A 26,248-nucleotide genomic window follows, 5' to 3' on the forward strand; every position below is an offset into this window, starting at 1 on the left:
CGCCGACCCCGACGACCCTGGAACGCATGATCATGGAAAGATACCTGAACTTCGTCGAGCGCTATGCGCGGGCGATCGTTTTCCTGCTGGTGGCGGTCACGGCGTATTTCACTTATACGCTGGGCTCGCTGATCTCCGACACCAACCCTTATCTGCTCAAGGAGACTCATCCGGCGCGCAAAACCATCATCGATCTGCAAAGCGAGTTCACCGGCACATTTGACTCGGTGATGGTGGCCATCAACCACCCGCAGACGGTGTTCAACAAGCCGACCCTCAACGCACTTTTTTCGATGTCGCAATCGGTGCGCAAGATGATCCTGGCCAACGACGCCGACAAGGAGCAGTTGACGCAAATCGTCGCCAAATATCCGGAAGACAGCCGTGCGCAGTTGTTGGCGCGGGACATTCTGGAGAACGGTTTTTCCCAGAACGACTACGCCCAGGCCAAGGCCCTGCGTGATTACGCCCAGAGCCAGAACTGGGATGCCCATGATCAGCTGTTCCTGAGCTTTCTCGCCGAACGGATTAACCCGATTCGCGAAATGGCTTCCATGGGTGATCTGGAAAACATCGTGCTGACTCACGATGGCGAGTTGCTGATCCACAAAACCCTCAACGCCTACGACATGGACCCGGCGTTGGTCGAGTCGCAGATCATGGGCAACGAGCTGATGGTCGACGGGGTGGTTTCCAAGGACAAGAAAGTCGCGATGCTGGTGGCCGAGCTGGGCACCAAGCAAGACGATGCCCAGGCGCAACTGCGCGCCTACCAGATTGTGCGTGGCATCGTCGCGGACTACCAGGCGACGCACCCCGAGTTCAAGGACGAGATTTTCATTGCCGGTATGCCGATCTTTATCGCGGCCCAGCAGGAGATCATCGACCATGACTTGGCAGTGCTGTTTCCGATTGTCTTTTTGCTGATCACCCTGCTGTTGATTTTCTTCTTCCGCAAACCGCTGGGCGTGCTATTGCCGCTGTTCAACATTCTGTTCTGTACCATCTGGACGCTCGGCCTGATGGCCTTGTTGCGAGTGCCATTCGATTTGCTGACCAGCGTACTGCCGGTGTTTCTGTTCACCATTTGCTGCTCGGATGCGATCCATGTGATGGCCGAGTATTACGAGCAGAAAAACGCCGGTAAAAGTAACCGCGAAGCCAATCGCGAGACGCAACGGCTGATGATGGTGCCGGTGGTGTTGACGACGGTGACCACCATCGCCACCTTCATGATTTCCACCACCAATAACATTGTCAGCATCCGCAATTTCGGCGTGTTCATGTCCATCGGCCTGACGGCGGCGCTGATCATTTCGCTGTTGCTGATTCCCGCCTGGATCTCGATCTGGGGCAAGGACCAGACTCCGAAAACTCTGGCTGCCGTGCACAAGGAATCGATTATTTCGCGTTATCTGGTGGCGTTTTGTGCGCGACTGATTCAGTGGCGCAAACCGATCCTGATGGTGACGCTGCCGTTGCTGGCCCTGATGACGGTGTTTACCTTGCGCGTCGATATCGAAGACTCGGGCATCGCCTATTTCAAGCCCGAGAGTCATATCCGCGTTTCGGACCAGTTCATCAACCACGCCAAGGTCGCGGGCACGGCACCGGGCTGGATCGCCATCGACAGCAAAGAGCCGCGCGGTGTGCTGACCACCGAAGTGGTGCAGTTCATCGACAAGCTCGACCACTTCATCAAGCAGCAACCGCATGTCAGTTACGGCTACTCCCTGGCCACTTACGTCAAGCGCATGAACCTGGTGCTCAACGACATGAACCCAGACTACTTGCGCGTGCCCCAGGCACTGGAGCAGGTCACGTCGGTCAATGACGAAGGACAGATCGAGCGGTTCGAGGTGCCAGGCAATTCGCTGATCGAGCAACACGTGATGCTGTTCGAGAACGGCGGCGGCTCGGACCTCAATAACGTGCTCAACGCCGACTACTCCAAGGCGCTGACGCTGTACACCATGACTTCGTCGGTGGCCAGCGACTACCAGGGCATGCTGGATCGGCTCGATGCCTGGTTGCTGGTGAACAAACCGGCCAACCTCGAAGTGACGCACGCCGGCACTCCGTTGATCTGGACCGGCGTGTTGCAGGAAATCACCCAGGGCCAGGTCCTGAGTTTTTCCCTGGCATTGGTGGTGGTCACACTGATGATGATGTATTGGCTCAAGTCGGTACGGCTGGGAGTTCTCGGCATGCTGACCCTGTTGACCACCTCGGTGACGGTCTATGGCTTTATGTTCCTGTTCGGCATCGAGCTGAACATCGGCACGACGCTGGTGACGTTCCTGGTGGTCGGCGTGGTCGATTACGCGGTGCACCTGCTGTCACGAATCAAACTGCTGGTGCAGCAAGGAGTTCATGTCGATGCGGCCATTTTACAGGCGATGCACAGCGTCGGCCGTTCGACCGTGGTCAACGTGGTGATTTTCTCCGTGGGCTTCATGGCGCTGCTGTTTTCCGACTTCAAGCCGATTGTCGATCTGGGCGCACTCGTAGCGATGGCGCTGTTTTCCAGCGGTGTCATGACCATTCTGCTGGTGACGCTGGTGTCGCCGTGGTTCTTCGCGGCGATTGTTTCGGTCGCGCCGGTGCCTGGACAAGATCGAGCCGTGAGGGAGCCAGCGTTGAGCTGACCTGATGACCGGCAACGCAGGCGCGCAAGTGACCTGCGAGCCGGGTCATCCAGCGCAGCAGAGTATTCAGTTCAGTGTATTGCTCGGGTTTTTTTCGCCATAGCGGGCGATACGCTCGAACTGACATTCCTCTCGAGCATCGTTGAGGTTGTTTTCGAACGCTTCGAGGCCGTTGTGCAATTGCTGTAGAGCGCCGATCTGGGAGACCAGCTCGGCCTTTTTTTCGGCGATCGCTTTTTGCGCCATATCCCACGGGAATTCATCATCGTGGTAGTTGTTCAACATCACCTGCAGCTCTTTGAGCTTGAAACCCAGTTGCTGGGCGCACTTGATGAACGTCAACACCTCGACACTTTGCTGGCTGTAGATGCGGTATTTGCCTTCACGCTTGGGCTCGGGCAACAGGCCGATTTCTTCGTAATGGCGAATGCTTTTAACGGTGGTGCCCGACAGTTGGGCGGCTTTGCCGATATACATAAAGATCCGTCTCGATGATCAAACAGGGCGTAGCGCGACCAGGCATCAAGCCTGATCGGAGGGAATAATATAGTGAATAACCTTTAAAGGTTGCAGCCGTGTGTAAATGACGCGCACAAGCGACGAACGACCGCTTGAAGGGGACGTGGGGAGGGGCTGACGGCGTCGAGCGCGCCGTCAGCAAACAGCGAGGGGCGCGTCAGCTGCCGGCGGTGACCCGGGCCTGTTCCAGCCAGGCGTCACGCTGGGTCGACTTGGAACCCAGGATCGGCCCGAAGGTCAGGGTCTTCAACGGCTTGATGCCGCAGAACTCCAGGGTCGTCTTGCGCATCTGGTGCAGGCCGGGCATGCGATAGACCCATTTGTAATACCAGGGCGGCGTGTCCATGGTCACCAGCAGGTGTGCGGTCCGACCCTTGAGCAATTTGTCGGGGAAGGCCTTGCCCTCACGGTATTTGAAGGCAAAACCGGGCAGGAAAATGCGGTCGAGAAAACCCTTCATCAAGGCCGGTATCCCGCCCCACCAGATTGGATAAACGAATGTCAGATGTTCGGCCCAGGTGATGTCGGCCTGGGCTTGCAGCAGGTCCGGCTCCAGCGGCTGGATTGTGCGATAGCCCTCGTGCAAGACCGGATCAAAGTCCAGCGCATCCAGACGCAGTAACCGCACGTCGTGACCGGCATCCTTGGCGGCCTGGACGTAAGTTTCGCTCAGCGCCCCGCAGAAGCTGTCGGTGGAGGGGTGACCCAGAATCACGAGCATTCGTTTGCTCATCGTGTGTACTCCTGAAATGAAGCTCGCAGCATAGAGTCTGCCCCTAACGGCAGAGTCAAGGCGTTCCCGACGTCAGCGCCTCCAGCAAAGCCCGGGCGTAACCGGGCAGGCTGTCGAAGTCGCGGGCACAGATTTTCAGTGTGCGGTTGGCCCAGTCTTCGGGAAGAGAGCGAGTCGTGACCGCTTGCACCTGCGGCCAGCGCTCGATGGCCATCCGCGGCACGATGGCCAGCCCTGCACCATGAGCGACCATGCGAATGACCCCGTCGAAGCCGTCGGCGCGAATGCGGATCGGCATGCGCTGGCCAATGTGCAAGGCCTGTTCTTCCAGGTGGATCGCCAATGCACTGCTGGCGCCCAGGGCCACATAGTCGTGGCTCAAGGTGTCGGCGAAGGTCAGTGACGGTTGTTCGGCCAGGGGATGGTCAGGAGGCAAGATCAACACCAGCGGGTCATCGCGAAACGGCCGGGTGTGCAGGTCATCTGTGTCCACGACGTCAGACACGATCCCGAGGTCTGCTGCCCCTTGACGCAAAGCATGGGTGATGCGGGTGCTGGGCAACTCTTGAAGGTCGATGTCGAGATTCGGATGTTCGCGCAGAAAGTCCGCGAGCAACTCCGGCAGGTATTCGGTGATCGCCGTGGTGTTGCACAGCAAACGCACCTGACCTTTGACGCCCTTGGCGTACTCGGCCAGGTCCTGTTGCATGCGTTCGGCTTGTTGCAGCAGGGGCCGGGCGTGTTTCGCCAACGCTTTGCCAGCCGGGGTCGGCGTGACACCGCGACGACCGCGTTCCAGAAACTCGGTCCCCAATGAAACTTCCATAGCGCGGATGCGAGCACTCGCCGCCGCCAGGGACAAATGGCTGCGAGCCGCGCCGGCGGTGATATTGCCGCTATCGAGGATGTTCAAGTAGAGGCGCAGGTCGGTCAGGTCGAAGTGCATCGATGCAGCCTCTGGATGTTTGTTGTCCGGGCCGACGCCTTCGCGGGCAAGCCTCGCTCCTACGGAGGTAATGTCGGTAGCACGGTTTGGCTGCGACCATCACTGTAGGAGCGAGGCTTGCCCGCGAAGGCGTCCGCAGCCGCAACGAAAATCTCAGCCTCTTGTCAGGAGAGAGGCTGCCTCAGTATATGGCAGATTTCCAAACCGCCAGTCCGGGCTCAGGATAGCGCCATGAATACTCTCTCCGCGTTCTATCAAAACCTCGGTCGGGCCCTTTCATTGATGGTCATCGCCACTTTTCTGCTGGCCGGCATGATCAAGGGGGTGATCGGCCTCGGTTTGCCGACCATCGCGATGGGCTTGCTCGGCCTGACTATGGCTCCGTCGCAGGCTGCCGCGCTGCTGATCATCCCCGCGACGCTCACCAACGTCTGGCAACTGGCATTCGGCGGGCATTTGCGAGGCTTGATCAAACGGTTGTGGCCGATGTTGTTGGCGATTTTCATCGGCACCGGGGCCGGCACATTGTGGATCGGCATGGCCAGTGGTCATTGGGTCGTGCGGGGGTTGGGCGCTGCGCTGTTGCTCTACGCTTTGAGTGGTTTGTTCCTGCCGATCTTGCGTGTCGGCAGTCACATCGAACGTTGGCTGGGTCCACTTTGCGGCATGTTGACGGGTGTCATCACTTCGGCCACCGGCGTCTTCGTGATTCCGGCAGTGCCTTATCTGCAAGCGCTGGGCTTGAGTAAAGATGAACTGGTGCAGGCGCTGGGTCTGTCGTTCACCGTCTCGACCCTGGCCTTGGCCGCCGGCCTGTTATGGCGCGGCGCGCTGGGCGGTGGCGAGTTAAGTGCGTCGTTGCTGGCGCTGATCCCGGCGGTGCTCGGCATGTGGCTGGGGCAATGGCTGCGCCAGCGGATCAGCGCCCTGCTGTTCAAACGCGTGTTCTTCATCGGCCTCGGCGTGCTTGGCGGCCACTTGCTGATCAGCGGATAGCCGGGTCTTCGCGTGCAGGATGAAGCCTTGCATTTGACTCATCAGAAATCTCCTCAAGTTCAGAATCGGCACAAGTGCATGGCAACAATCACCTATCGATTCGTGCGTATGGGTCAAATGAATTTTGTGAATTCAGCGCTTATTCCGCGCGAGGCAGATCGCTACGCTGCCGCTATCGAATGCCAACCTTCCGAGACTTCTCATGAAAAAAGTTCTGTTGCTCAATGGCGGCAAAAAATTTACCCACTCCGATGGCCGTTACAACGCTACCCTGCATGAGGCTGCGCTGAGCGTGCTGGATCGTGGCGGTGTCGACGTGAAAGCCACCTTCATCGATGAGGGTTACGACGTCGCCGAAGAAGTCGCCAAATTCCTTTGGGCCGATGTGATCATTTATCAGATGCCCGGCTGGTGGATGGGCGCGCCCTGGACCGTGAAAAAGTACATCGACGAAGTCTTCACCGAGGGCCATGGCAGCCTCTACGCCAGCGACGGCCGCACCGTTCCGACGCCTCGCAAAAGTATGGCAGCGGCGGCCTGTTGCAAGGTAAGCAGTACATGCTTTCGCTGACCTGGAACGCCCCGCAGCAAGCCTTCGACGACCCGACCGACTTCTTCGAAGCCAAGGGCGTGGACGCGGTGTACTTCCCGTTCCACAAGGCCAACACCTTCCTCGGCATGACCGGCTTGCCGACGTTCCTGTGCGTTGATGTGATGAAGCGTCCCAATGTCGAAGCCGATGTCGCGCGCTATGAGCAGCATTTGACCGAGGTGTTCGGCCTGCCGGCGTAAGGTTCCTTTTGCCCCGCATCCAGCTACTATCAAGCCAGTTTTGAATGAGGGGCATCCGTGAAAGCCAGATCCGATGAGTTGCAGATTTTCGTCTGCGTGATTGAATGCGGGTCGATTTCGGCGGCAGCCGAGCAGGTCGGACAAACGCCTTCGTGCCCTACATCGATGAGTTCCGCCGGCTCTATCCAGACATCCAGCTGGAACTCAACAGCAACGACCTTATCATTGATTTGCTGGAGTAAAGCACCGACATCGCCATCCGTATCGGCACCCTGGCCGACTCGACGCTGCATGCCCGCTCGTTGGGATGCAGCCCGCTGCACATCGTCGCCAGCCCGGCTTATCTTGAAAAACACAGCGTACCGGCTGAAGTGGCGGATTTGTCCGGGCACACGCTGCTGGGCTTTACCCAGAACGAAGGCCTCAACCAATGGCCACTGCGCTACGTCCACGGTGATCGCTGGCCGATTCAGGCATCAATCAGCGCGTCCAGTGGCGAGACGATCAGGCACTTGGCGCTGGAAGGTCAGGGCATTGCCTGTCTGTCGCATTTCATGACGATTGATGACATCCGCGCCGGACGCCTGCAGGTGCTGCTGGCGGATTTCAACAGCGGCTATCGCCAGCCGATCAATGCGGTGTACTACCGTAACTCGCAACTTGCGCTACGGATTCAATGCTTCCTGGACTTCATCCAGGGCAAATTGACGGCTTATGCGAATGCGGACTTCAAAGGCTGACTCGTGACTCCTGCGCAAGCGTGATTTGGGTCAGCGGGTCTGTGTCGTCACGAGACGGGCCTCGATACTCATTGCATCACTTATTCACGCAGGGAGTTTCTCCATGAACGTATTCGTTACCGGCGCCGCTGGTTTTTTATCGGCGGCTCCAATAGCCGGGTTCGCGGTAAACATGCGCGGGAGTGCTGGGGTGGGCGCCGAAGCGGGCATCGGTGATTGAATGGGTTCGGGGCGAGATGGTGTGAGTTCGCGTTTGCCCGCGATTGCATTTCCGAAGTCCCAATAACTGGCCGGGCCGCCCTCAACTCCGTAACATCCGCTCCCTCTTTCCCCGCCTGTATTTTAGGTAAGCAATGAAACCCAAACGTCTGCGCGCCGATACCCTGGCCGGGCTCACCACGTCTTTCGCTCTTCTACCCGAATGCATTGCCTTCGCGCTGGTTGCCCACCTCAATCCATTGATGGGGCTTTACGGCGCGTTCATCATTTGCACCTTGACCGCGCTCTTCGGCGGGCGGCCGGGCATGGTGTCCGGCGCCGCTGGGTCGATGGCGGTGGTGATCGTTGCGTTGGTGGTGCAGCACGGCGTGCAGTACTTGCTGGCCACCGTGTTGCTGGGTGGGTCGATCATGCTGGCGTTCGGGCTGCTGAAGCTGGGCAAGCTGGTGCGCATGGTGCCGCATCCGGTGATGCTCGGCTTCGTCAACGGTCTGGCGATTATCATTGCCCTGGCGCAGTTGGAGCACTTCAAGAGCGGTGACGTCTGGCTCAGCGGCACGCCGCTGTACCTGATGGCAGGGCTGGTTGCCGTGACGATGGCCATCGTCTACGTGCTGCCGCGCCTGACGCGTGCCGTGCCGCCGGCGCTGGTGGCGATTCTGGGTGTTGGTCTGGCGGTGTATCTGCTCGGTCTGCCGACCCGCACCTTGGGCGACATGGCGCACATCGCCGGCGGCTTGCCGACCTTTGCGCTGCCAGACATCCCTTGGACCCTGGAAACCCTGCACATCATCGCCCCCTACGCGATATTGATGGCGCTGGTCGGTCTGCTGGAAACCCTGCTGACCCTGAACCTCACCGACGAGATCACCGAGAGCCGTGGCTTCCCGGATCGTGAGTGCGTGGCGCTGGGTGCGGCCAATATGGTCTCCGGCGTATTGGGCGGCATGGGTGGCTGCGCGATGATCGGCCAGACTGTGATTAACCTCAGTTCCGGCGGTCGCGGTCGGCTGTCCGGTGTGGTGGCCGGGGTGATGATTTTGCTGTTCATCCTCTTCCTCTCACCGCTGATCGAACGCATCCCGCTGGCCGCATTGGTCGGGGTGATGTTCGTGGTGTCGCAGCAGACGTTTGCCTGGGCTTCGTTGCGGGTGGTGAACAAAGTGCCGCTGAACGACGTGTTGGTGATCATCGCGGTAACGGTGATTACGGTGTTCACCGATCTGGCCACTGCGGTGCTCTGTGGGATCATCATTGCGGCGCTCAACTTTGCCTGGCAACAGGCCCGCGAGCTCTATGCCGACGCTCATATCGAAGCCGATGGCAGCAAGCTTTATCACCTGCATGGCACGCTGTTCTTCGCCTCGACGACGCCTTTTCTCAACCAGTTCGATACCGCCAATGACCCGTCCGTGGTGACGATCGACTGTCGCCACTTGAGCTTCGTCGACTACTCGGCGATCGCCGCGCTCAAGACCCTGCGCGAGCGCTACGCCAAGGCCGGCAAGCACTTGCGCGTGCTGCACTTGTCCGAACGCTGCAAGAAACTGCTCAAGCGCGCTCGCGTGAATCACGACTAACACCAATCCCGGCAGGCGTGATGAAAATCCGCCTGCCTGATTTTCATAACCTACGACCTCCCATGCCTCTGCGCGACAACCCTTGTCCCTCCACGAAAATTACTTTCACCTCGTTTGAAAATCACACTTCGAAATGTTTTATGAGTTTCACAACCCATTCGACTTTCGGCTATTGGCTGCTGGTTTACGCCGCCATCATCCTGAAGACAATCAAGAGCGTCTGCGGCGTTCACGATCAAACTCGCCCTGGACGACTACCGCGGCGGCGACGATCACTTGCCGCTGAGAGACTGACATGATGTACGACACGCTGATTCGCAACGCCCTGATTATCAACGGCAGCAACGCGCCCGGTTATCCCGCCGACGTGGCGATTCTGAACGGTCGCATCGAGCGCATCGGCGACTTGCACGATGCCAACGCCACCGAAGAAATCGACGCCGCCGGCCGCGTGTTGGCGCCAGGTTTCATCGACGTGCACACCCACGACGATACCGTGGTGATCCGTCAGCCGCAGATGCTGCCCAAGCTCAGCCAGGGCGTGACCACCGTGATCGTCGGCAACTGCGGGATCAGCGCTTCGCCGGTGAGTTTGCGCGGCGATCCTCCCGACCCGATGAACCTGCTCGGCACCGCAGCAGCGTTCGTTTATCCAAGGTTCAGCGACTACCGCGCAGCCGTCGAAGCGGCAAACACCACGCTGAACGTGGCCGCACTGGTCGGCCACACGGCGCTGCGTAGCAACCACCTCGACAATCTGTTTCGCACTGCCACTGCGGATGAAATCACCGCGATGCGCGAGCAACTGCGTGAAAGCCTTGAGGCCGGTGCGTTGGGCCTGTCCACGGGGCTTGCCTATGCCAACGCCTTCTCTGCCTCCACCGATGAAGTGATGCAACTGACCGAAGAGTTGGCCGCCTTCGGCGCGGTCTACACCACCCATTTGCGCAGCGAATTCGAGCCGGTGCTGGAGGCCATGGATGAGGCGTTCCAGATCGGCCGTCATGCAAAATCGCCCGTGATCATTTCCCACCTCAAATGTGCCGGCGCCGGTAACTGGGGGCGTAGCCCTCAACTATTGGCCTCGCTTGAAGAGGCCGCGAAAACCCACCCGGTGGGTTGCGATTGTTATCCCTACGCGGCGAGTTCATCGACGCTGGACCTCAAGCAAGTCACCGACGCTCATCGCATCACCATCACTTGGTCAACGCCGCACCCTGAAGTGGGCGGCCGTGACCTGATGGACATCGCCGCCGAGTGGGGCGTGCTGCTACTTGATGCCGCTCGACGTCTGCAACCGGCCGGCGCGGTGTATTACGGGATGGATGAGGCGGATGTACGAAGAATCCTCGCGCATCCGCTGTCGATGGTGGGCTCTGACGGATTGCCGGAAGACCCGTTTCCGCATCCACGCTTGTGGGGCGCATTCCCACGCGTGCTCGGACATTTCAGTCGCGATGTAGGGCTGTTTCCGCTGCACACCGCCGTGCACAAGATGACCGGGTTGTCGGCGGCGCGATTCGGCTTGAAGGAACGTGGCGAAATCCGTGAAGGACATTGGGCGGATCTGGTGTTGTTCAATCCTGTGACGATACGCGATGTGGCGGACTTCAATGATCCACAACGGGCGGCAGAAGGGATTGACGGGGTGTGGGTCAACGGTGTCTTGAGTTACAGCGAAGGCCAGGCAAATGGAAGAAGGGAAGGGCGGTTTCTGGCACGGCAAGGGGACTTGCGTGACGGAGTCCAGTAAACATTCCGAGTGCTGTGTCACAGCGATGGCACATTGAGACTAAAGAAAGCCATCGCCAAGCCGAAGCGCTGACATCTCGCCCGGCTATCTGGGCCTTATCAGTCTGGGAGCAACGCCATGAGCTTCGGCAAAACCACCCCGATCCTGCGGATTTTCGATGAAATCAAGGCCGTGGAGTTCTACGTCGACTTCCTGGGTTTCAAGATCGACTGGCAGCATCGTTTCGAGCCCAACTTTCCGTTGTACCTGCAGGTTTCCCGTGGCGAATGCGTGCTGCACTTGTCCGAGCATCACGGTGATAGCACGCCCGGCTCGGCGTTGCGGATCGAGACCGATGAACTTGAGGTATTCCTGCACCAACTGCTGGCCAAGGAATATCCGTTCGCCCGCCCACAGATCCAGGCCATGCCCTGGGGCAGCCAGGACATGACCGTGACCGACCCGTTCGGGAATCGGTTGGTGTTTACCAATGCGATTAGTGTGTAAGGCGGATTGATTTGATCGTTCCCACGCTCTGCGTGGGAACGATCAATGTGGTGTTTTACGACTGCTGCGCAGCCGAACGGGGGAAAGCCCCCCGCCACAAGGGCAGTGGCTACTCAGGTGGGTCGAGTTGATCCAACGCTCGGTTCACCGCCAGCTCGCCCAGCATGATGACTTGCGCAATGCCCAGCAGGGAATTTCGACTTGGTCCATCCATATGGTCCGCCAGATCCATGGTCATGACATTGGCCGATGCCAACGACTCACATGCATGGGCCAGCAGTGTTTCGACATCGATCTCAGGATTGACGATGAACATCCTGCCGAGCTTGCGCTCAGTGGCTTTGATGTTGAAGTGGAAATCGAGGGCGCGCTCGGCGGCTTCGTGGAGTTTTTTTGAGTTGAGGTTTTCGGACGGGGATGCTGGATCGGTATCCGGCGGATTGGGCGTTACCTTGAACATAGATGGAACTCCTGGATTGCAAATGAGGAGCCATCACCCTCGCTACCAAACGAAGGGTGGTGACCATACGGAGGTTGGTAGACCGGTCCAGGAACCCGGCGCGTCCAAAGACGCCCTGCGCACGGCCACCATAAGAAGCAGAGATGACAACTCTGCAAAAGGCGGCGCAGTACGCCTGGAAAGTCCGGGCTACCAAACCCGATCACTGTTATTCAGCGACCGAGAAACGATAGAGCCCAGGCCCAAGGCGCACAAGCCGGCGGATTCTTACGCACCTGTAGGCGATGACGCAAGACGTTGTAGCTTTCATGAAGTAACGCTGACGGCCATTAAACAAACGCTGTCTTACGACCTGGCTTTTCCGATACACAATGCGATTAGTGTCGAGAGGACGCGGCAAATTTGATGCCTGTGCTAGTGTCGTCCGATCATTTTGACGAGCTGAGGAAGCGCTTATGGCCAGCATCACCCTTAGTAATCTTGACTCCCGGCACTTTAAGCAGCTGCGTATTTCGACAGACTGCAATGGCTGTTCGATGGAAGAAGAAGCACGCATGATTCTCGTGCATGCACTTAATCAGAACGACTGTGCAAAGGGACGGGGACTCGAATCAACCAGCGGTTCAGAGCCGATGGTGGAGTTGAGTTGGAGCTGCCTTCTCGTTAGAGCGGGCATGTAGGCTAATGCCGATCAGTTAAGCCGTAACACGATCTGTAGCAGCTGGCGAAGCCTGCGTTCGGCTGCGTAGCAGTCGTGAAATCAGTCGACAAGATGTTTCAGGAAGACCTTGCACTCAGGTTTTACGACTGCTACGCAGCCGAACGCAGGCTTCGCCAGCTGCTACAAAGAGCGTGTTTTACCTGCAATTTCTTAACTGATCGGCATTGGGCATATTGATCATTCCCACGCGGGAGCGTGGGAACGGTGTTATTACACCCGGAAGTGACTGACCATCATCTGCAACTGATTACCCAACCGCGCCAGTTCAACACTGGATGCGGCGGTTTCGTCGCTGGCGGCGGCGGTCTGTTCGGACACGTCGCGCACGTTGATGATGCTGCGGCTGATCTCTTCGGCCACGGCACTTTGCTGCTCGGCGGCCGCGGCGATCTGCTGGTTCATCGACTGGATGTTGGACACCGTGCGGGTGATGTTTTCCAGTGACACGCCAGCCTTGCGAGTCAGCGCGACGCTGCTGTCGGTCAGGGCGCGGCTGTTGTTCATCACCGCCGACACTTGTTGAGTGCCGTTCTGCAGACCGGCCACCAGGCCTTCGATTTCTTCGGTGGATTTTTGCGTGCGCTGAGCCAGGCCACGGACTTCGTCGGCAACCACCGCAAACCCCCGACCGGCTTCACCGGCACGGGCTGCTTCGATGGCGGCGTTGAGCGCCAGCAGGTTGGTCTGTTCGGCCACGGCCTTGATCACGTCCATGACGCTGCCGATCTTGTCGCTTTCCTGTTGCAGCACGTTCATGGCTTCGGTTGAGCGTGCCACTTCGGTGGCCAGACGTTCGATCTGGGCGATGGCTTCGTTGACCACCTTGTCGCCTTCGCGGGCTTGGCCGTCAGCAGCGGCCGCCGCTTGGGAGGCTTCTTCGGCGTTGCGCGCGACTTCCTGCACGGTGGCGGTCATCTCGTGCATGGCGGTGGCCACCTGATCGGTTTCGATCTTCTGGCTGTTGACGCCGGCGCTGGTTTGCTCGGTCACGGCCGACAGTTCTTCGGCAGCGCTGGCGATCTGGGTGACGCCGTCGCGGATGCCGCTGATCAAGTCGCGCAGGGTCACGCCCATGCGAGCGATGCCTTGTTGCAACACGCCGAGTTCGTCGCGGCGAGTCACTTTGACGTCCTGGGACAGGTCGCCGCTGGCGATGCGTTCAACCACGGCCAAAGTGTCGCGCAGTGGGCCGGTAATCTGACGGGTGATGATCACGGCAGCAATGATGCCCACCAGCAACGCCAGTAAGGTGCTGATCAGCTGTAGCGTGCGAGCCTGGGTACTTTCGACGTCACGGCGGTCGAGCTGGATCTGATACAGCTGGTCGCTCAGGGTCACGATGGCGGCGCCCTGGTCGGTCATTTCCTTGCGCGCCTGCACCGCATCGCTGTTCGCCGCTTTATAAGCCTGCAAGGCGCTGCGATAGTGGGTCAGTGCGCTTTCCAGCTGGCGCAGGGCGTCTTGCTGAGTGTCGGCGAAATGCACGTTGAGGGGTTTCAGGCTGGCGATCGTCACGTCCAGTTGGCCGACGGCTTTTTGCTCGGTCTCGGCGTTGGTGGTCGCGGTGTAGCCGCGCACTTCGTAGCGGGCCAGCAAGAAGGCTTCCTTGGCCGCCGTGATGGCCTGGAATTGTTCGAAGCGTTGGTCGCTCAGAGGCATTTGCTGCACGCGGGTGTTGATGGCGTTGATCAGCGTGTTGGCGGTGTCGGCGTTGGCGCCCAAGGCGTCGCGAGCACTGTTACCGGTGCGGTACGCGCTGCGCATTTTGTTCAGGGACGTCTTGTAGGCATCGATGACGGCGCCTTGCTCTTTGAGCAGCTTGAGGTTTTCCGGGCTCTTGAATTTCACCTGCAGCGCTTGTTGCTGAGCGGAAAACGCGTCGAGCGTGGTCTGGACGTTCTGCGCGGCGGTTTCGTCGCCGTTGGTCAGCATGTATTGCAGGCGAACCACGCGCAGCTTGGTCAGGCCGGCGTTGAGCTGGGTGATGTCGCTCATCCAGTTGCTGCGGTCAATCAACCCGCCCAGGCTCGTCCAGCCGGTCAGGGCGAGGACGCAGGTCAGTGCCAGAACCAGGCCGAACCCCAGGCCCAGCTTCATGTTCACGCTGATATTGCCGAACCAGCTATTCATCAAAAGTCCTCCAGGGACGTTGTGCTTCTTGATCGTCGGTTGGCTGGAAGATTGTTGTTTTTGGTCGCCAGCAAGGTGAGTAGCAGACCTGTATCGGCAGCCATTGCGAGAGCTGAATGGTTTTTGCAGGACTGATGTGTAACAAGGCCTTTGTGTGGGCCTTAAGCTTTTTTTCACATGAGTTTCACCGGCTGCCGACGCCAGCCTCTCTACCCTCGTGGCATCGAATGAACGTGATGCATGCCAGCGAGGCGGCTTGATGTGGAATTGAGACTGAGTGTGTTCGGGATAAAACGCTCGATTGATCTGAGCCGTTTTGCCCGCTATCGCAATGCGGCGGTCGTGCTCGCCTCGGCGCTGTTGGTGATTCCGCTGACGGTTTGGCTTCTGCATCCCGCCGCTGTACCCGACCTGGCCCACGGCAATGTGGCCGGCGCCCGGGCGTTGGCGGCCGGTTGGGCCAAGGGCAATGTGATCGTGCTGGTGCGTCACGTCGAACGCTGCGATCACTCCAGCGCAGCCTGCCTGAACGGTAACGATGGCATTACCGATCGCTCTCGCAGCGTCGCGGTGGGTGTCGGTGCACAGTTCGAGCAACTGGGGCTGGACAAAGCCGACATCTACAATAGCCCCGTGATCCGTACAGCGCAGACCGCCGGCTACATGTTCAACAAGATCGGGGTCGGTGAAGAATGGTTGATCAATTGCAAGGGCACCATGCTGCGCGACGCTCTTGCGCACAAGGCTGGCGGGCGAAACCTGATTCTGGTGACCCACAGCGAATGCATGTCGCAACTTGAGAAAGACCTCAAGTTGCCGGCCGCTACGCTCGGTTACGGCGCTTCCTTGTTCATTTCGACCGAAACGCCTCAGGCGCCGCGCATGCTCGGCTTCATCGAAGCCTCGGACTGGCGCTCGGTGACCACCGAATGAGTTTTTCCATCATCCCTCTGAATCAGGACACACGATGCTGACTTCTTCCCGTTACCGCTTCTACTGGATGAACTTTGGCATTCCGCTGGCCTGTGCGGTCGTGGTTTTCCTGCTGTTCGACCTGACTAAAATCGACATCGCTTTCAGCGATCTTTTTTATGACCCGGTCACGCAGACGTTTCCGCTGGATCATGTCCATCTGTTCGAAAAGATCACCCATAAATGGGCGCGGATCATCCCGAACTGGACCGGAGAGTTAGCGATCGTCGGCGCCTTGCTGTCGTTTCTCTGGCCGCGTCTGAAGGCCGAAAAGCATTCGAGAATCATCGCGTTCCTGGAAAAAATCAACGTCGCGCCGGTGCTTCGGTTTGCCAGCAAGCACCGTCGGGACTTCCTTTACGTGGTGTTCGCGTTCTCCGTCAGCACCGGTGTGATCCACTACCTCAAGGGCCACACCAGCGTGTACTGCCCGATCGAAACGACCCAGTACGCGGGGAAAATCGAGCATAAGGAGTGGTATCAGAATTTCGATTTGCTGAAAGTCTCGGGCGACGGTCGCTGCTGGCCGGGCGGGCATGCCTCGGGCGGCTTCACCCTGCTGGCGTTGTACTTCGTGGCGCGTCGCTACCGCTGGCGCTATTCCAACGCGGTGATGTACGGCTCGCTGCTGCTCGGTTTCGTCTACGGCACGACGCGGGTTCTGCAGGGCTGGCATTACATGTCTCACACCTTCTGGGCCGGGATCTTCGTGTGGCTGGCGTGTCTGCTGACGGCGCTGGCGTTTTATGGGCGAGCGCGGCTGGAGATGCCGGTGCTGCAAAAGGCTGAAGAACCGGCGTTGGTGGCTCAGCCTCAATCCGTTGACTGATTATCCAGGGCAGACATTGCTTCTGCCGAAAGCGTCGTCAGCACCAGGCGCGAGGCAAAGTCTTTGCACAGGTGCACCGTGTTGGTCGCGATTCGCTTGTGTCGGGCCTGACCTTCGGCTTCACCGCTATTGGGGTTGACGTCGAAGTGCGGAAAATTGCTGCTGGCAATGTCCAGGCGCAAGCGATGGCCCTGTTTGAACAGGTTGCAGGTCGCGAACGGTTCGATGATCACCTTGACCCTTTCTCCCTGTTCCAGTTGTTCGGGGTTTTCCCACGAGTCCCGGTAACGGCTGCGGCGAATTCCGTCGGTGATGTTCATCGCGTAGCCGTCGGGGTAGTCGGTGCTCGCTGGATAGACGTCCACCAGCTTGGCGGTGAAGTCGGTGTCGGGCGCGTCGCTCTCAATCCATAACTCGATGTGCAGCGGGCCGGCGACGATCAAGTCTTCGGTCAGCGGCGGAGTCTGAAAACTCAGTACGTCTGCACGCCCAGCCAGTGGCTGATTGTCGCCACGGGTGCCGAAAAAGTCTGGCCGCTCACGCTGATCAAAGGCGCCACCGGCGAACACCGGGGCACCGGAGGTCAGTGCTCCGCCGATGGTGGGTACCGGCTGGTCGGGATCGGTGCGATAGCTCAGATTTGCCTCGCGCACGCTCGGACGCTCTTGGCTCAAACACTGTTCATGGTCCAGGTACAGGCTGAGTGTCTGACTGCCCGGCAGCGGCCATTGTTGGCTTTGCAGCCAGCGACCGCCGTGTTGCAGTCGACCGTTTTCATCCGGTGTGCCGCTGCCGCCGCCCATCAAGAAGACTTTCACTGAGGCTTCATGATCAGACGCTTGAGTTGGGGTGTCCTTGAGTGAGCGCTCGAACCACTCCAGCCGGCATGTCAGCCAGTTCTCGGCCACTTGACCATCGAAGGTTGCGGCAGCGCCGAACTCGGCATTGCCGCTGTGACTGATGTTGCGGTCACCGTGCAGCCAAGGTCCCATGATCAGATGTTGCGGCGTGCTGTTATGGCGTTTGAATGCGCTGAAGTTGGCGAGGGTCGAGCTGACATACGCGTCATACCAACTGGACATGAACAACACCGGGATATCCGGCAAGTCATCGTAATGACCCTCGGCGTATATCCCTGGCTTACGCCAGTATTCACTGAAGCTGCCCTGGGCCCATTGTTCAAGCAGATAGGCTTCGTATTCAGGCACGTGACGGATAGGCGACTGACCGGGCTGCCATGGCATGCGGGCAAACCATTGATGAATATCTTCCTGCTCCAGTGCTTCGCGGATCTGTGGATCGGCCAACGCAGCCGGGCTTTCCTTGGCTTGTCGCCAGGCCCAGGTCGCCTGCTTGAGTTCGAACGCGCCACCCTGGCGGATGCCGCACTGGAAAGCGTTGGAAAAACCACCCGAGTCCAGAACCATGCTGCTTAGGCCCGACGGATGCAGGCAGGCCATCGCCAGTTGTGTGTGGGCAGCGTAGGACAAGCCCATGCTGCCAATCCGACCGTTGCACCACGGTTGTTCGACGATCCAGGCGAGTGTGTCGAAACCATCTTCACCTTCAGCGGTGTACTTGGTGAATATTCCTTCGGAGGCATAACGTCCGCGACAGTCCTGAAAGATCGCCACAAACCCTTGCTCGGTAAATCGTGCGGCCATTGCCTGGCGGGAAATGTGCTGGCCGTCGAGTTGCTTCTCTGAGCGCGAGGGTTTGCTCTTGTCGTAAGGCGTGCGCTCGATGACGACCGGAAACGGGCTTTCAATGTTTTTCGGCAGGTAAATGTCGGTGGCCAGATGTACGCCATCGCGCATGGGGACTCGTTGGTCGCGCAGAATTTGCATGGCCGGTGACGCTTGTTCAGAAAGGGAATTCATATCAAAACCTTGTTGACGCTGGCACCTGCGGACAGCACTGCAGGTGCCGTTGCACAGTCAGTAACCGGTGTTCACCGCGATGGCCAGAAGGATCATCGCCAGCACCATGTAGATCACGAATAGCGGCAGGATGTAGCGTGCCCATTGGCCCCAGCCGACTTGCGCGGTGGCCAGCAGCACCAGCAAACCGCTGGAGGTCGGCGTGATCATGTTGGTCAAGCCGTTGCCCAGCAGAAACGCATACACCGTGGTTTGCGGGCTGACACCGGAGAGTTGGCCGAGCGGGCCGAAAATCGGCATGGTCACCGCTGCCTGGCCAGACGTTGAAGGGATCAGCACGTCCAACCCCAGTTGCGAGAAGAACATGCCGTAGGCCGACACCACCGGGCCATGATCACTGACCACACTGGCCAGGCCGTTGACGATGGTGTCCAGCACCTGTCCGGTCGTGAGGATGATTTCAACGGCTGTTGCCAGACCTATCAGCACACCGGCAATCAGCACCTTTTTCATGCCATCGACGAACGCGTTCGCCGCGGCACTGGCGCCAAGACCTGCAATGACGGCGAAGCCGGTGCTCAGCAGCAGATAGAACGCGGAAAGCTCGTGGTACTTCCACTGCCAACGGGTCGAGGCGAAGACCATGAATGCGATGCCGCTACCCAGGATCAGCAGGTTTAGCATGTGGCGGATCGGCAATGGTTTGTGTTCGAAGCTGATTTTCGCGCTGGCGTCGAAACCTTGCTTGTGGATGCTCCACAGCACAAAGGCAATACCCACCGTCAGGAACACGGCGTAGGCCGCAATCCGCATGCTCATGCCGCTGAAAATCGGCAAGCCGACCATCGGTTGCGCGACCGATAGCACCACGGGGTTAGTGATGGATGCCAGGTAACCGATCTTCACCGAAATGCAGACGATCGCCAGCCCGATCAGGTTCGACAATCCCAGGCGATTGGCCATGGCCACCATCAATGGCACGATCAGGATGAATTCCTTGGCCAGCCCCATGAAGGTGCTGCCGGCCGAGAACACCAGCATCAGCATAGGCACCAGCACGTAGATGTTGCCCCGGGTCATTCCCAGCAAACGTTCGAGACCGGCGTCGATCACGCCAGCCTTGTTCAGAACGCCGAACATGCCACCGATGAACAGCACCATGAAAATCAGCGCTGCACGCTTTTCGATGCCTTGAGGAATTGCCATGAAGCCTTCGACCAGTGACACCGGCCGGGCTATGGTGTCATTCGCCTTGCGTGGCTCCATGGAGAATAGCCGAGTCAGCGAATGGCTCTTCTCCAGTACCTGATAGGAGCCCGGCACCACCAACGCATTCTGGCGCTGGAAGGTGCCGGAGTTGACGGCATAGGTGAACGCCACTGCGAGCAGAACGATGCTCAGCAGGATGATCGCCGGGTTGACAGGTTTGCGTTGGCCGGTCTTGCCGGTTTCCACTTTCGTGGATGCAGTGTTCGGCTGGGAGATGGTGATTTGTGGTTCGGTCATGATTCTTGCCCTGGCTGGCAGGGCGGCCCTCGCGGTTGTTGTTTTTGGTGTCAGCTCTTGGTGAGGCAGACACTAGGGCAAACGCGAAAGCGCCACAACGTTATGCGTGGAGCGGGTTGAGCTATGCGTTTTGTCATCGGCCAAGGTCTTGATCGACGTTATTTGCGAGCGGCGGACGCTGTGCTCAGGTGCTGTTTGAGGTGTTCGGCAAAAGCATCGACAACCGCCTGGCGCGGCTCATCACGACGGAAGGCGAGGCCAAAGGCATAGGGCAGGGCGGGCCGAAACGGGCGGCTGACTATCGGCAGATGAGCGAAGTGGCTGGCCAGTAAACCGTTGACGATCGACACCCCCAAACCCTCGGCGACGAAGCTGCATGCGGCACCGACGGAGTGCACTTCGATCCGTACCAGCGGCGTCAGGTTCACTGCGCGAAAGACTTGATTGAGCTCAGCTCTCAGCGCCCGTTGGCGGCCCAGCAGGACCAGCGGCACATCACGTAAATGCTGAACCTCAATGAACGCGTGACGGGTCAGCGGATGGTCCGCCGGCATCACACAAACGCCTTCGGTCTCTAACACCGGCTCGACGTCAAAGTCCGGCAGTTCAGTGGGTAATCGTACGAACCCCAGGTCAGCCGAACGATCAAGCACCGCGCGCTCGATCATGTCGTAAGAGCCTGTCAGCAACTCGATGACAATGTCTTCGTGACTCTTGAGAAACGCGGCAACAATCTTCGGCAGCAATTCTTGGGTCATGCTGGTCGGCACTCCCACTTTGAGCAAACTCTTGCGCGAGCGACCGACTCGCAATTCGTCGGCCAGACGCTGGATACGCTGCATGCCGTCCACCAGCCCTGCGACCTCGGTGAGCAACTCTTCGGCCTCGGGGGTGGCCATCAGGCGACCCTTTTTGCGCAAAAACAAAGCGAATCCCAAGTGTTCTTCGAGCTGCGTCAGCAAGCGGCTGACCGCCGATTGGGACAGGCCCATTCGCGTCGCCGCGCCGATGGTCGAGCCGGTGGACATGATTGCCTTGAAGGCCTCGAGTTGCTTGAGATTCACGCAGGGATTTCCTTGGTTTCCAGAGACGCGACATGCCGCGCCACGAGCTTACGCATAGCCTGATGCGCTTCTCGCATAATGTTGTGGACGCGCCGATGAGTCGTTAGTGTCCGCCCCAATACGCCGCTGAGTCCAGCGCGATACCACATCAACATTGAGACATATCCCGTCAGCGGGACCTTTGCTACTGCCCATAAAATCGACAATACGGCGCTGAGGAAATGGTTATGCGTGATCTGTTCACGAGAGGCGTAATTGTGTCCGCAGGGATACTGGCGAGCCTGTCAGCGGAGCTGATGGCTCAGGGGTTTCTGGAGGATTCGCAAGGCAAACTGTCCCTGCGCAATTACTACTTCAACGACGATTATCGCGAGGGTGGCAATGACCGCAGAGAGTGGGCCCAAGGCTTTCTGCTCAACCTGCAATCGGGCTACACCGAAGGAACCGTGGGCTTTGGTCTGGATGCCTTGGGGCTGGCCGGACTCAAGCTGGATTCAAGTCCAACCCATGCAGGCACTGGCCTGTTACCCGTACACGACGATGGGCATGCAGCGGACGGTTTTTCAAGCCTGGGCGTGACGGCGAAGATGCGCATCGGCGATGTCGTTGTGAAAACCGGCAACTTGCTGCCGAGGATTCCAGTGCTGGTCTACAACGACGGCCGCCTGCTGCCGCAGACCTTTCGCGGCACTCAGGTCGAATACACCGGTATCCGTGACCTGTATTTGCACACTGGGCACTTGGACAAGTTCAAGCAGCGCAACTCCACTGACAGTGTCGACATTTTTCCCCAGGGCTATACGGGTGACAAAGGCATGGATTTCGATTTCGCCGGAGCGACCTACAAATTTACGCCGAACCTCAGTGGCACTTGGTACTACGGCGAAATGCGCGAGTTTTACCGTCAGCAGTTTCTCGGTCTGGTGCACAAGCTGCCAGTGGGCAGCGGCAGCCTGACCAGCGACCTGCGCTACTTCATCAGCAGCGATGCGGGCGAGGCGCGTAATGGTCTGGTCGATGCCGACATGTTCAGTGGTCTGTTTACCTACCGTCTTGGCGCTCAAGCGATCGGTGTCGGGTATCAGAAAGTCACCGGCGACACGGCGCTGCCTTACACCAGCGTCTCTACGGTCTACTCGTTCACCAATGCCGGTGTCGGAAAATTCATCCAGGGCGGTGAGCAAACCTGGATGCTGCGCTACGACTATGACTTCGCGGCCGTACTTCCCGGGTTGAGCTTCATGACTCGCTACTACAAGGGTGAGAACGGTGATTTCAAAGGACGAGAAGCCCGCGAGTGGGAATCGGATACCAACCTGCGCTATGCCATTCAGGACAGCGCCTTCAAAGGGTTGGGGATGGAAGTGCGCAAGGCGACTTACCGTTCGACCTACGCCGGCGATCGGGACAACTGGCGGCTGTACCTGACGTATGACATTGCGTTGTGGTGATACAACCCTGAACCCGTCAATTGACGAAACCCGTAATCCTGGTGGGGATTGCGGGTTTTTGTTGTCCGGGAAATTGCATAGGCTCTGGCTGCCGAAGAGGGGATCGGGAAGCCCGAGCATAAGCGGTGAATGCTTAATGAACGGTGAACGGCAGACGATGTATTACGAGAGACGTCTGGACCAGCGCTGTTCCGGTGCTTCAAAGCGATCATTGATCAACGCCGTCAACACATGATCCTGCCAGCGCCCGGCGATACTCAGGTAGGCCTTGGCGTAGCCCTCACGTTCAAATCCAAGGCGCTCCAGCAGCCGCGCACTGCGTTCATTACCAGGGATGTAATTGGCCATGATCCGGTGCAGTGTCTGCTCATCGAACATGTAGCTGATCCCCGCTTCCAGTGCTTCCTGCATCAAGCCCTGGCCCTGATGAGATTCGTCGATGTGGTAACCGAGATAGCAGGCCTGAAACGCCCCGCGAGTGATGCCGCTGAAGTTGCAGGCGCCGATCATCTGGTCGTTGTCCCGATCCAGCAGCGCGAAATGTACCGCCAGGCCGGCCTGGAAAGCGCTGGCTTGCACCTCAAGGCGCGGGCGGATGTGTTCAGGGCTATGGTAATCGGCGGGGCGAATCGGCGACCACCGGGCGAGATGCCTCTGGTTGCGCCGGTAGAAGTCGCTTTCCAGCGTCGCCTGTTCAGGGTCGAGCACCGCCAGCGTCAAGCGTTTACAGGGCAGGGACAACAGCGGCATAGGGCGCTCCGGTTCGCGGGGATCGTCGCGCAAGCATTACGTGGCCTGCGGAAAAACTCAAACTGCCAGCGGTAACGTCACGATAAAGGTGCTGCCCTTGCCGTCACCGTCGCTCATGCCGATGACCGTGCCGCCATGGGCTTCGACCAGCTCGCGAACCACCGTCAGGCCAATGCCAAGGCCCGCACCATTGAAGCCGGCCGCGTGAACGTCCTGCACAAACGGCTCGAAGATATACGGCAGGGCCTTGGCGGAAATACCGATGCCGTCATCGCAAATACGCATCTGCAGCACGTCGGCTTCAGCGCTCACCGACAGCGTGACATTGCCACCCGATGGCGTGTATTTGGCCGCGTTGCCCAGCAGGTTGCCGAGAATCTGCGTGAGGCGTACCGGGTCACCCTCCACCGCCAACGCGCACTCGGGCAGTTCAGCGGTGAAGTGCAAATGGTGAGCCGTCATCACCGGGCTGCACACGTCGATGGCCTGATGGATGATCTGCACCATGTCCACGATGCGGCAATCGAGGCGCAACTTGCCGATGCTGGCGCGGGACACGTCGAGCAAATCGTCTACCAGTCGCGACATGTGTTGCACCTGGCTTTCGATCAGTGCCTGCATGCGCGGCAATTCCTCGCTGGGAACGCGCACCAGTCGTCCGGCGAGCATGCTGATGGGCGTCAGCGGATTGCGCAGTTCGTGAGCCACCAGGGTGAGGATGTTGCGTTGTTGTTCCAGGGCATGTTCGGCTGAGGCTTGCAGGTCTTGCGCGCTGAGGACCGCGATCACCAATTGCGCGTTGGCTTCGCGCATCTCCAGGAACAGTCGTTGTTCTTCCTGCGTGCGTTTTGGTTTTTCTGCATCGGACTGCGCCAGCAAGATCGCCAGCACCAATTGCTGATTGGCCTCGATCAGTTGCTCGACCTGCTGGCTATCGACCAGCCGGGTGTTGGCGTCGCTCAGCTCTTTTTGCAGCGCCGCCAGCACCGCCCGAGCCTCAACAGTTTTCTGGCCGAGCAGGAACAGCTCGCGAGCGGCAGTGGCCTTCGCTTCCTCGCTCTTGCTATCGGCCGTGCTCATGACCTTGACTCACGCATTGTCTTTTTCGGGACGTTGCCGGGTTGGCCGGCCGCCGAGTAAACCTTCCTGGTCGGGCAACATCTCGCCGATCTGCAAACCGTTATCGTCGATGCGGTAAAGCCGTAGCTCATCGGAGTGGACGCTGGCCCGCACCTTGACCACGGCCATGATGCGCAGCAAACGGCTCTGCACTTCGATGTAGCGCTGAACGATGATTGCGTCGGTGAGAAATGCCGTGCCGTAAGGGCTGAAACGCAGGTCGGTGTAGCGGTCTTCCAGCTCTGAGGTCATCAACACGCTGACCCCGGCACTCGTCAACGCAGTGACCATGCGCGACAGCGACTCGCGATAGTCTTCGCGGAAGGTCGGCGCGAGCGCCAGTTCGAAGCCCGACAGCGAATCGATGACCACGCGAGTCGCTTTCAATCGGGTGATTTCGCTCAATAGCAAATGCACGATTTCGTCGATGGACAGGTCCGGGGCGCGGCTGTCCACCAGACCGACCTGTCCGCTCTCGATCAGGCCCGAAAGGGTGGCGTTCTGGGAGTGATTAGGTCTTTGTTCAAACACCGCGATCACACCGGTTTCACCATTGCGCGCGCCCTCGGCGAGGAAGGTCCCCGCCAGAATGCTTTTACCCGAGCCCGACGGCCCGGCCACCAGCAAGGAATAACCACGGGGCAGGCCGCCGCCAAGCATCTCGTCGAGCTGTGGCACGCCCATTTTCAGGCGCTTGATGGGGAACTCCGGCGGAGCTTCGACCGGGTTGAGTGTCGCAGGCGCAAAGACCTTGATCCCCGACGTCGCGATGCGGAAGGTGTGCAGCCCTGGCAGCGTTGGCTGGCCGCGCATCTTCATGATTTCCATCTTGCGCACCATGGAATTGCGCTGAACGCTCTGGCGCAGCCAGATCAGGCCGTCGGCCACGGTGAAAATCGGGTTGGTGTCGGTTTCGGTGAAATATTCGCCAATCAGGAAGGTCGTCGCCTGCCAGGTGGTCATCAACATGCCCAATTGCTGAACGAACTGCGGCAGGTTGTTGTTGGGGTTGTCTTGGGTCTGGCTCGCCAGCACCACCGAACGGAACGAGTCGACAAATACCAGTCCCGGGGAGTGAGCCTCCACCTCGCTGACGATGCGCCGCAGCACTTCGTCCAGGTTCCCGGCCAGGGTGTCGTCAGCCAGATTGATGTAGCGGATCGACTGGTTGATCGCTTCGCTGTCGAAAAAATCGAATTGCTGCTGGTAACGCAGCATCTTCAGCGGCGGCTCGCCCAGTACGGTAAAGAACAGCGCCGGACGCTCAGGGGTCGCCAGGGCGAACATCATCTGATGCGCCAAGGTGGTTTTGCCACAGCCAGGCGGGCCCGCGATCAGGTTGAACGAAAACTCCGGCAATCCACCGCCCAGCACCTCGTCCAGTCCTGGCACGCCGGTGGCCAGACGGTTGATAGTCACTTTGGTGCTCATGGCGAATTTTCCTGCGAAGGGGTGTCGCTCAAAGAAGGTTTCCACATGCCACGAAGCAAACGTTCGGTGAGCGAGGGCCCGATGAGCGTGGTCAGCTGCTCGTAAAAGGTAGCAAGCAACACTTCACCGAAAAACTGCGCATCGGCGTCGCTTTGCTCAACGATTACGGACTTGAGGGCAGTCAGATCCATGCCGGACGGCACTCTGTCATAGGTACGGGCCAGACGCGGATGAGTGGAGGCGCACAGGTGGAGGCTGCGGCGATAAAGCGCTGCAACCCCTTGGTGGCCGATGATGGGCGTGAGGGCTACATCCATATCCCGCAAGGTTGAAATGATCGCCTGGGCGATCCTTGCAATGTCAGCGTTGGGGCCAACACGGTGCGCCAGAGAAGCTACGATCTGGCGGCTCTCTTCGCTCTGCGTGGACATGGCTAACTGATATCTGATGGACAGAGCTTGATGGTACACCCTATGGGGCGTTGCGAGTGATTTGCGTCAGAGGATTGCGGGAGGGCGGGCAA

The 26,248-nt window shown here is 59.0% G+C and carries 21 protein-coding genes and 4 pseudogenes; 13 read left to right on the plus strand and 12 right to left on the minus strand.

Annotation, left to right across the window (positions count from 1 at the left end; translation table 11 throughout):
* Window positions 1-32 precede the first annotated feature (32 nt).
* On the plus strand, window positions 33-2,648 hold the full coding sequence (locus QK293_RS00090; protein ID WP_282374835.1) for an MMPL family transporter: 2,616 nt from the start codon (window positions 33-35) through the stop codon (window positions 2,646-2,648).
* A gap of 66 nt (window positions 2,649-2,714) precedes the next feature.
* On the opposite strand, the gene QK293_RS00095 is transcribed toward QK293_RS00090, so the two are convergent.
* The 3 genes from QK293_RS00095 to QK293_RS00105 form a co-directional block, all read right to left on the minus strand.
* Window positions 2,715-3,125 (minus strand): MerR family transcriptional regulator, encoded by a 411-nt coding sequence (locus tag QK293_RS00095; RefSeq protein WP_282374836.1) that lies wholly within the window; start codon window positions 3,123-3,125, stop codon window positions 2,715-2,717.
* 199 nt (window positions 3,126-3,324) lie between these two features.
* Entirely contained in the window at window positions 3,325-3,900 is a 576-nt protein-coding gene (locus QK293_RS00100) for an NAD(P)H-dependent oxidoreductase (protein ID WP_282374837.1), read from the minus strand.
* Between the two features lie 55 nt (window positions 3,901-3,955).
* Window positions 3,956-4,846 carry a LysR substrate-binding domain-containing protein gene (locus QK293_RS00105; protein WP_282374838.1) on the minus strand — a complete coding sequence of 297 codons (891 nt, stop codon included), beginning with the start codon at window positions 4,844-4,846 and terminating at the stop codon, window positions 3,956-3,958.
* 231 nt (window positions 4,847-5,077) lie between these two features.
* On the opposite strand from QK293_RS00105, the gene QK293_RS00110 reads away from it, so the two are divergent.
* From QK293_RS00110 to QK293_RS00145, 8 genes and pseudogenes are all read left to right on the plus strand, one after another.
* Window positions 5,078-5,842, plus strand: coding sequence for a sulfite exporter TauE/SafE family protein (locus QK293_RS00110; protein ID WP_282374839.1), 765 nt, complete (start codon window positions 5,078-5,080; stop codon window positions 5,840-5,842).
* 202 nt (window positions 5,843-6,044) lie between these two features.
* Window positions 6,045-6,634 (plus strand): annotated as a pseudogene (locus tag QK293_RS00115) (NAD(P)H-dependent oxidoreductase).
* A 57-nt stretch (window positions 6,635-6,691) separates the two neighbouring features.
* A pseudogene (locus tag QK293_RS00120) lies at window positions 6,692-7,374 on the plus strand (LysR family transcriptional regulator).
* A gap of 144 nt (window positions 7,375-7,518) precedes the next feature.
* Window positions 7,519-7,619 (plus strand): annotated as a pseudogene (locus QK293_RS00125) (epimerase); the annotation flags it as partial.
* Between the two features lie 108 nt (window positions 7,620-7,727).
* Window positions 7,728-9,173 carry a SulP family inorganic anion transporter gene (locus tag QK293_RS00130; protein ID WP_282374840.1) on the plus strand — a complete coding sequence of 482 codons (1,446 nt, stop codon included), beginning with the start codon at window positions 7,728-7,730 and terminating at the stop codon, window positions 9,171-9,173.
* Window positions 9,174-9,369: 196 nt separating this feature from the next.
* A pseudogene (locus tag QK293_RS00135) lies at window positions 9,370-9,467 on the plus strand (MurR/RpiR family transcriptional regulator); the annotation flags it as partial.
* Between the two features lies 1 nt (window position 9,468).
* The gene (locus tag QK293_RS00140) at window positions 9,469-10,926 is read left to right on the plus strand and encodes a D-aminoacylase (protein WP_282374841.1); all 1,458 of its coding nucleotides are present in this window, start codon (window positions 9,469-9,471) and stop codon (window positions 10,924-10,926) included.
* A 117-nt stretch (window positions 10,927-11,043) separates the two neighbouring features.
* The gene (locus QK293_RS00145; protein ID WP_282374842.1) at window positions 11,044-11,412 is read left to right on the plus strand and encodes a glyoxalase superfamily protein; all 369 of its coding nucleotides are present in this window, start codon (window positions 11,044-11,046) and stop codon (window positions 11,410-11,412) included.
* Between the two features lie 109 nt (window positions 11,413-11,521).
* Here QK293_RS00145 and QK293_RS00150 read toward each other — a convergent pair whose 3' ends face one another.
* Window positions 11,522-11,872, minus strand: a complete 351-nt coding sequence (locus QK293_RS00150; protein WP_282374843.1) for a DUF6124 family protein — start codon at window positions 11,870-11,872, stop codon at window positions 11,522-11,524.
* A gap of 455 nt (window positions 11,873-12,327) precedes the next feature.
* Here QK293_RS00150 and QK293_RS00155 point away from each other — a divergent pair, with 455 nt between their 5' ends.
* Window positions 12,328-12,552 (plus strand): hypothetical protein, encoded by a 225-nt coding sequence (locus QK293_RS00155; protein ID WP_282374844.1) that lies wholly within the window; start codon window positions 12,328-12,330, stop codon window positions 12,550-12,552.
* A 251-nt stretch (window positions 12,553-12,803) separates the two neighbouring features.
* Here QK293_RS00155 and QK293_RS00160 read toward each other — a convergent pair whose 3' ends face one another.
* Entirely contained in the window at window positions 12,804-14,723 is a 1,920-nt protein-coding gene (locus QK293_RS00160) for a methyl-accepting chemotaxis protein (RefSeq protein WP_282374845.1), read from the minus strand.
* 261 nt (window positions 14,724-14,984) lie between these two features.
* Between QK293_RS00160 and QK293_RS00165 the strand changes: the two genes are divergently transcribed.
* Window positions 14,985-15,656, plus strand: a complete 672-nt coding sequence (locus tag QK293_RS00165) for a histidine phosphatase family protein (protein ID WP_282374846.1) — start codon at window positions 14,985-14,987, stop codon at window positions 15,654-15,656.
* 34 nt (window positions 15,657-15,690) lie between these two features.
* A complete protein-coding gene (locus QK293_RS00170; protein WP_282374847.1) occupies window positions 15,691-16,524 on the plus strand; it encodes a phosphatase PAP2 family protein in 834 nt (277 codons plus the stop codon).
* On the opposite strand, the gene QK293_RS00175 is transcribed toward QK293_RS00170, so the two are convergent.
* The 3 genes from QK293_RS00175 to QK293_RS00185 all read right to left on the minus strand — a co-directional run bounded on the left by QK293_RS00175 (window position 16,509) and on the right by QK293_RS00185 (window position 20,974).
* Window positions 16,509-18,371, minus strand: coding sequence for a CocE/NonD family hydrolase (locus QK293_RS00175; protein WP_282375321.1), 1,863 nt, complete (start codon window positions 18,369-18,371; stop codon window positions 16,509-16,511). The genes QK293_RS00170 and QK293_RS00175 overlap by 16 nt on opposite strands.
* A gap of 90 nt (window positions 18,372-18,461) precedes the next feature.
* Entirely contained in the window at window positions 18,462-19,910 is a 1,449-nt protein-coding gene (locus QK293_RS00180; protein ID WP_282374848.1) for an AbgT family transporter, read from the minus strand.
* 158 nt (window positions 19,911-20,068) lie between these two features.
* Window positions 20,069-20,974, minus strand: coding sequence for a LysR family transcriptional regulator (locus QK293_RS00185; protein ID WP_282374849.1), 906 nt, complete (start codon window positions 20,972-20,974; stop codon window positions 20,069-20,071).
* A gap of 227 nt (window positions 20,975-21,201) precedes the next feature.
* Here QK293_RS00185 and QK293_RS00190 point away from each other — a divergent pair, with 227 nt between their 5' ends.
* On the plus strand, window positions 21,202-22,425 hold the full coding sequence (locus tag QK293_RS00190) for an OprD family porin (RefSeq protein ID WP_282374850.1): 1,224 nt from the start codon (window positions 21,202-21,204) through the stop codon (window positions 22,423-22,425).
* 162 nt (window positions 22,426-22,587) lie between these two features.
* On the opposite strand, the gene rimJ is transcribed toward QK293_RS00190, so the two are convergent.
* From rimJ to QK293_RS00210, 4 genes are read right to left on the minus strand one after another with little or no spacing between them, the layout of a single operon-like run.
* Window positions 22,588-23,175, minus strand: a complete 588-nt coding sequence (gene rimJ, locus QK293_RS00195) for a ribosomal protein S5-alanine N-acetyltransferase (protein WP_282374851.1) — start codon at window positions 23,173-23,175, stop codon at window positions 22,588-22,590.
* Between the two features lie 57 nt (window positions 23,176-23,232).
* Window positions 23,233-24,255 (minus strand): ATP-binding protein, encoded by a 1,023-nt coding sequence (locus QK293_RS00200; RefSeq protein WP_282374852.1) that lies wholly within the window; start codon window positions 24,253-24,255, stop codon window positions 23,233-23,235.
* Between the two features lie 9 nt (window positions 24,256-24,264).
* Window positions 24,265-25,725, minus strand: coding sequence for an ATPase domain-containing protein (locus QK293_RS00205; protein ID WP_282374853.1), 1,461 nt, complete (start codon window positions 25,723-25,725; stop codon window positions 24,265-24,267).
* Window positions 25,722-26,156, minus strand: coding sequence for a hypothetical protein (locus QK293_RS00210; protein WP_282374854.1), 435 nt, complete (start codon window positions 26,154-26,156; stop codon window positions 25,722-25,724). Before QK293_RS00210 ends, QK293_RS00205 begins: the two co-directional genes overlap by 4 nt.
* Between the last annotated feature and the right edge of the window lie 92 nt (window positions 26,157-26,248).

The organism is Pseudomonas sp. AL03 (assembly GCF_029960815.1).
GTDB lineage: Bacteria > Pseudomonadota > Gammaproteobacteria > Pseudomonadales > Pseudomonadaceae > Aquipseudomonas.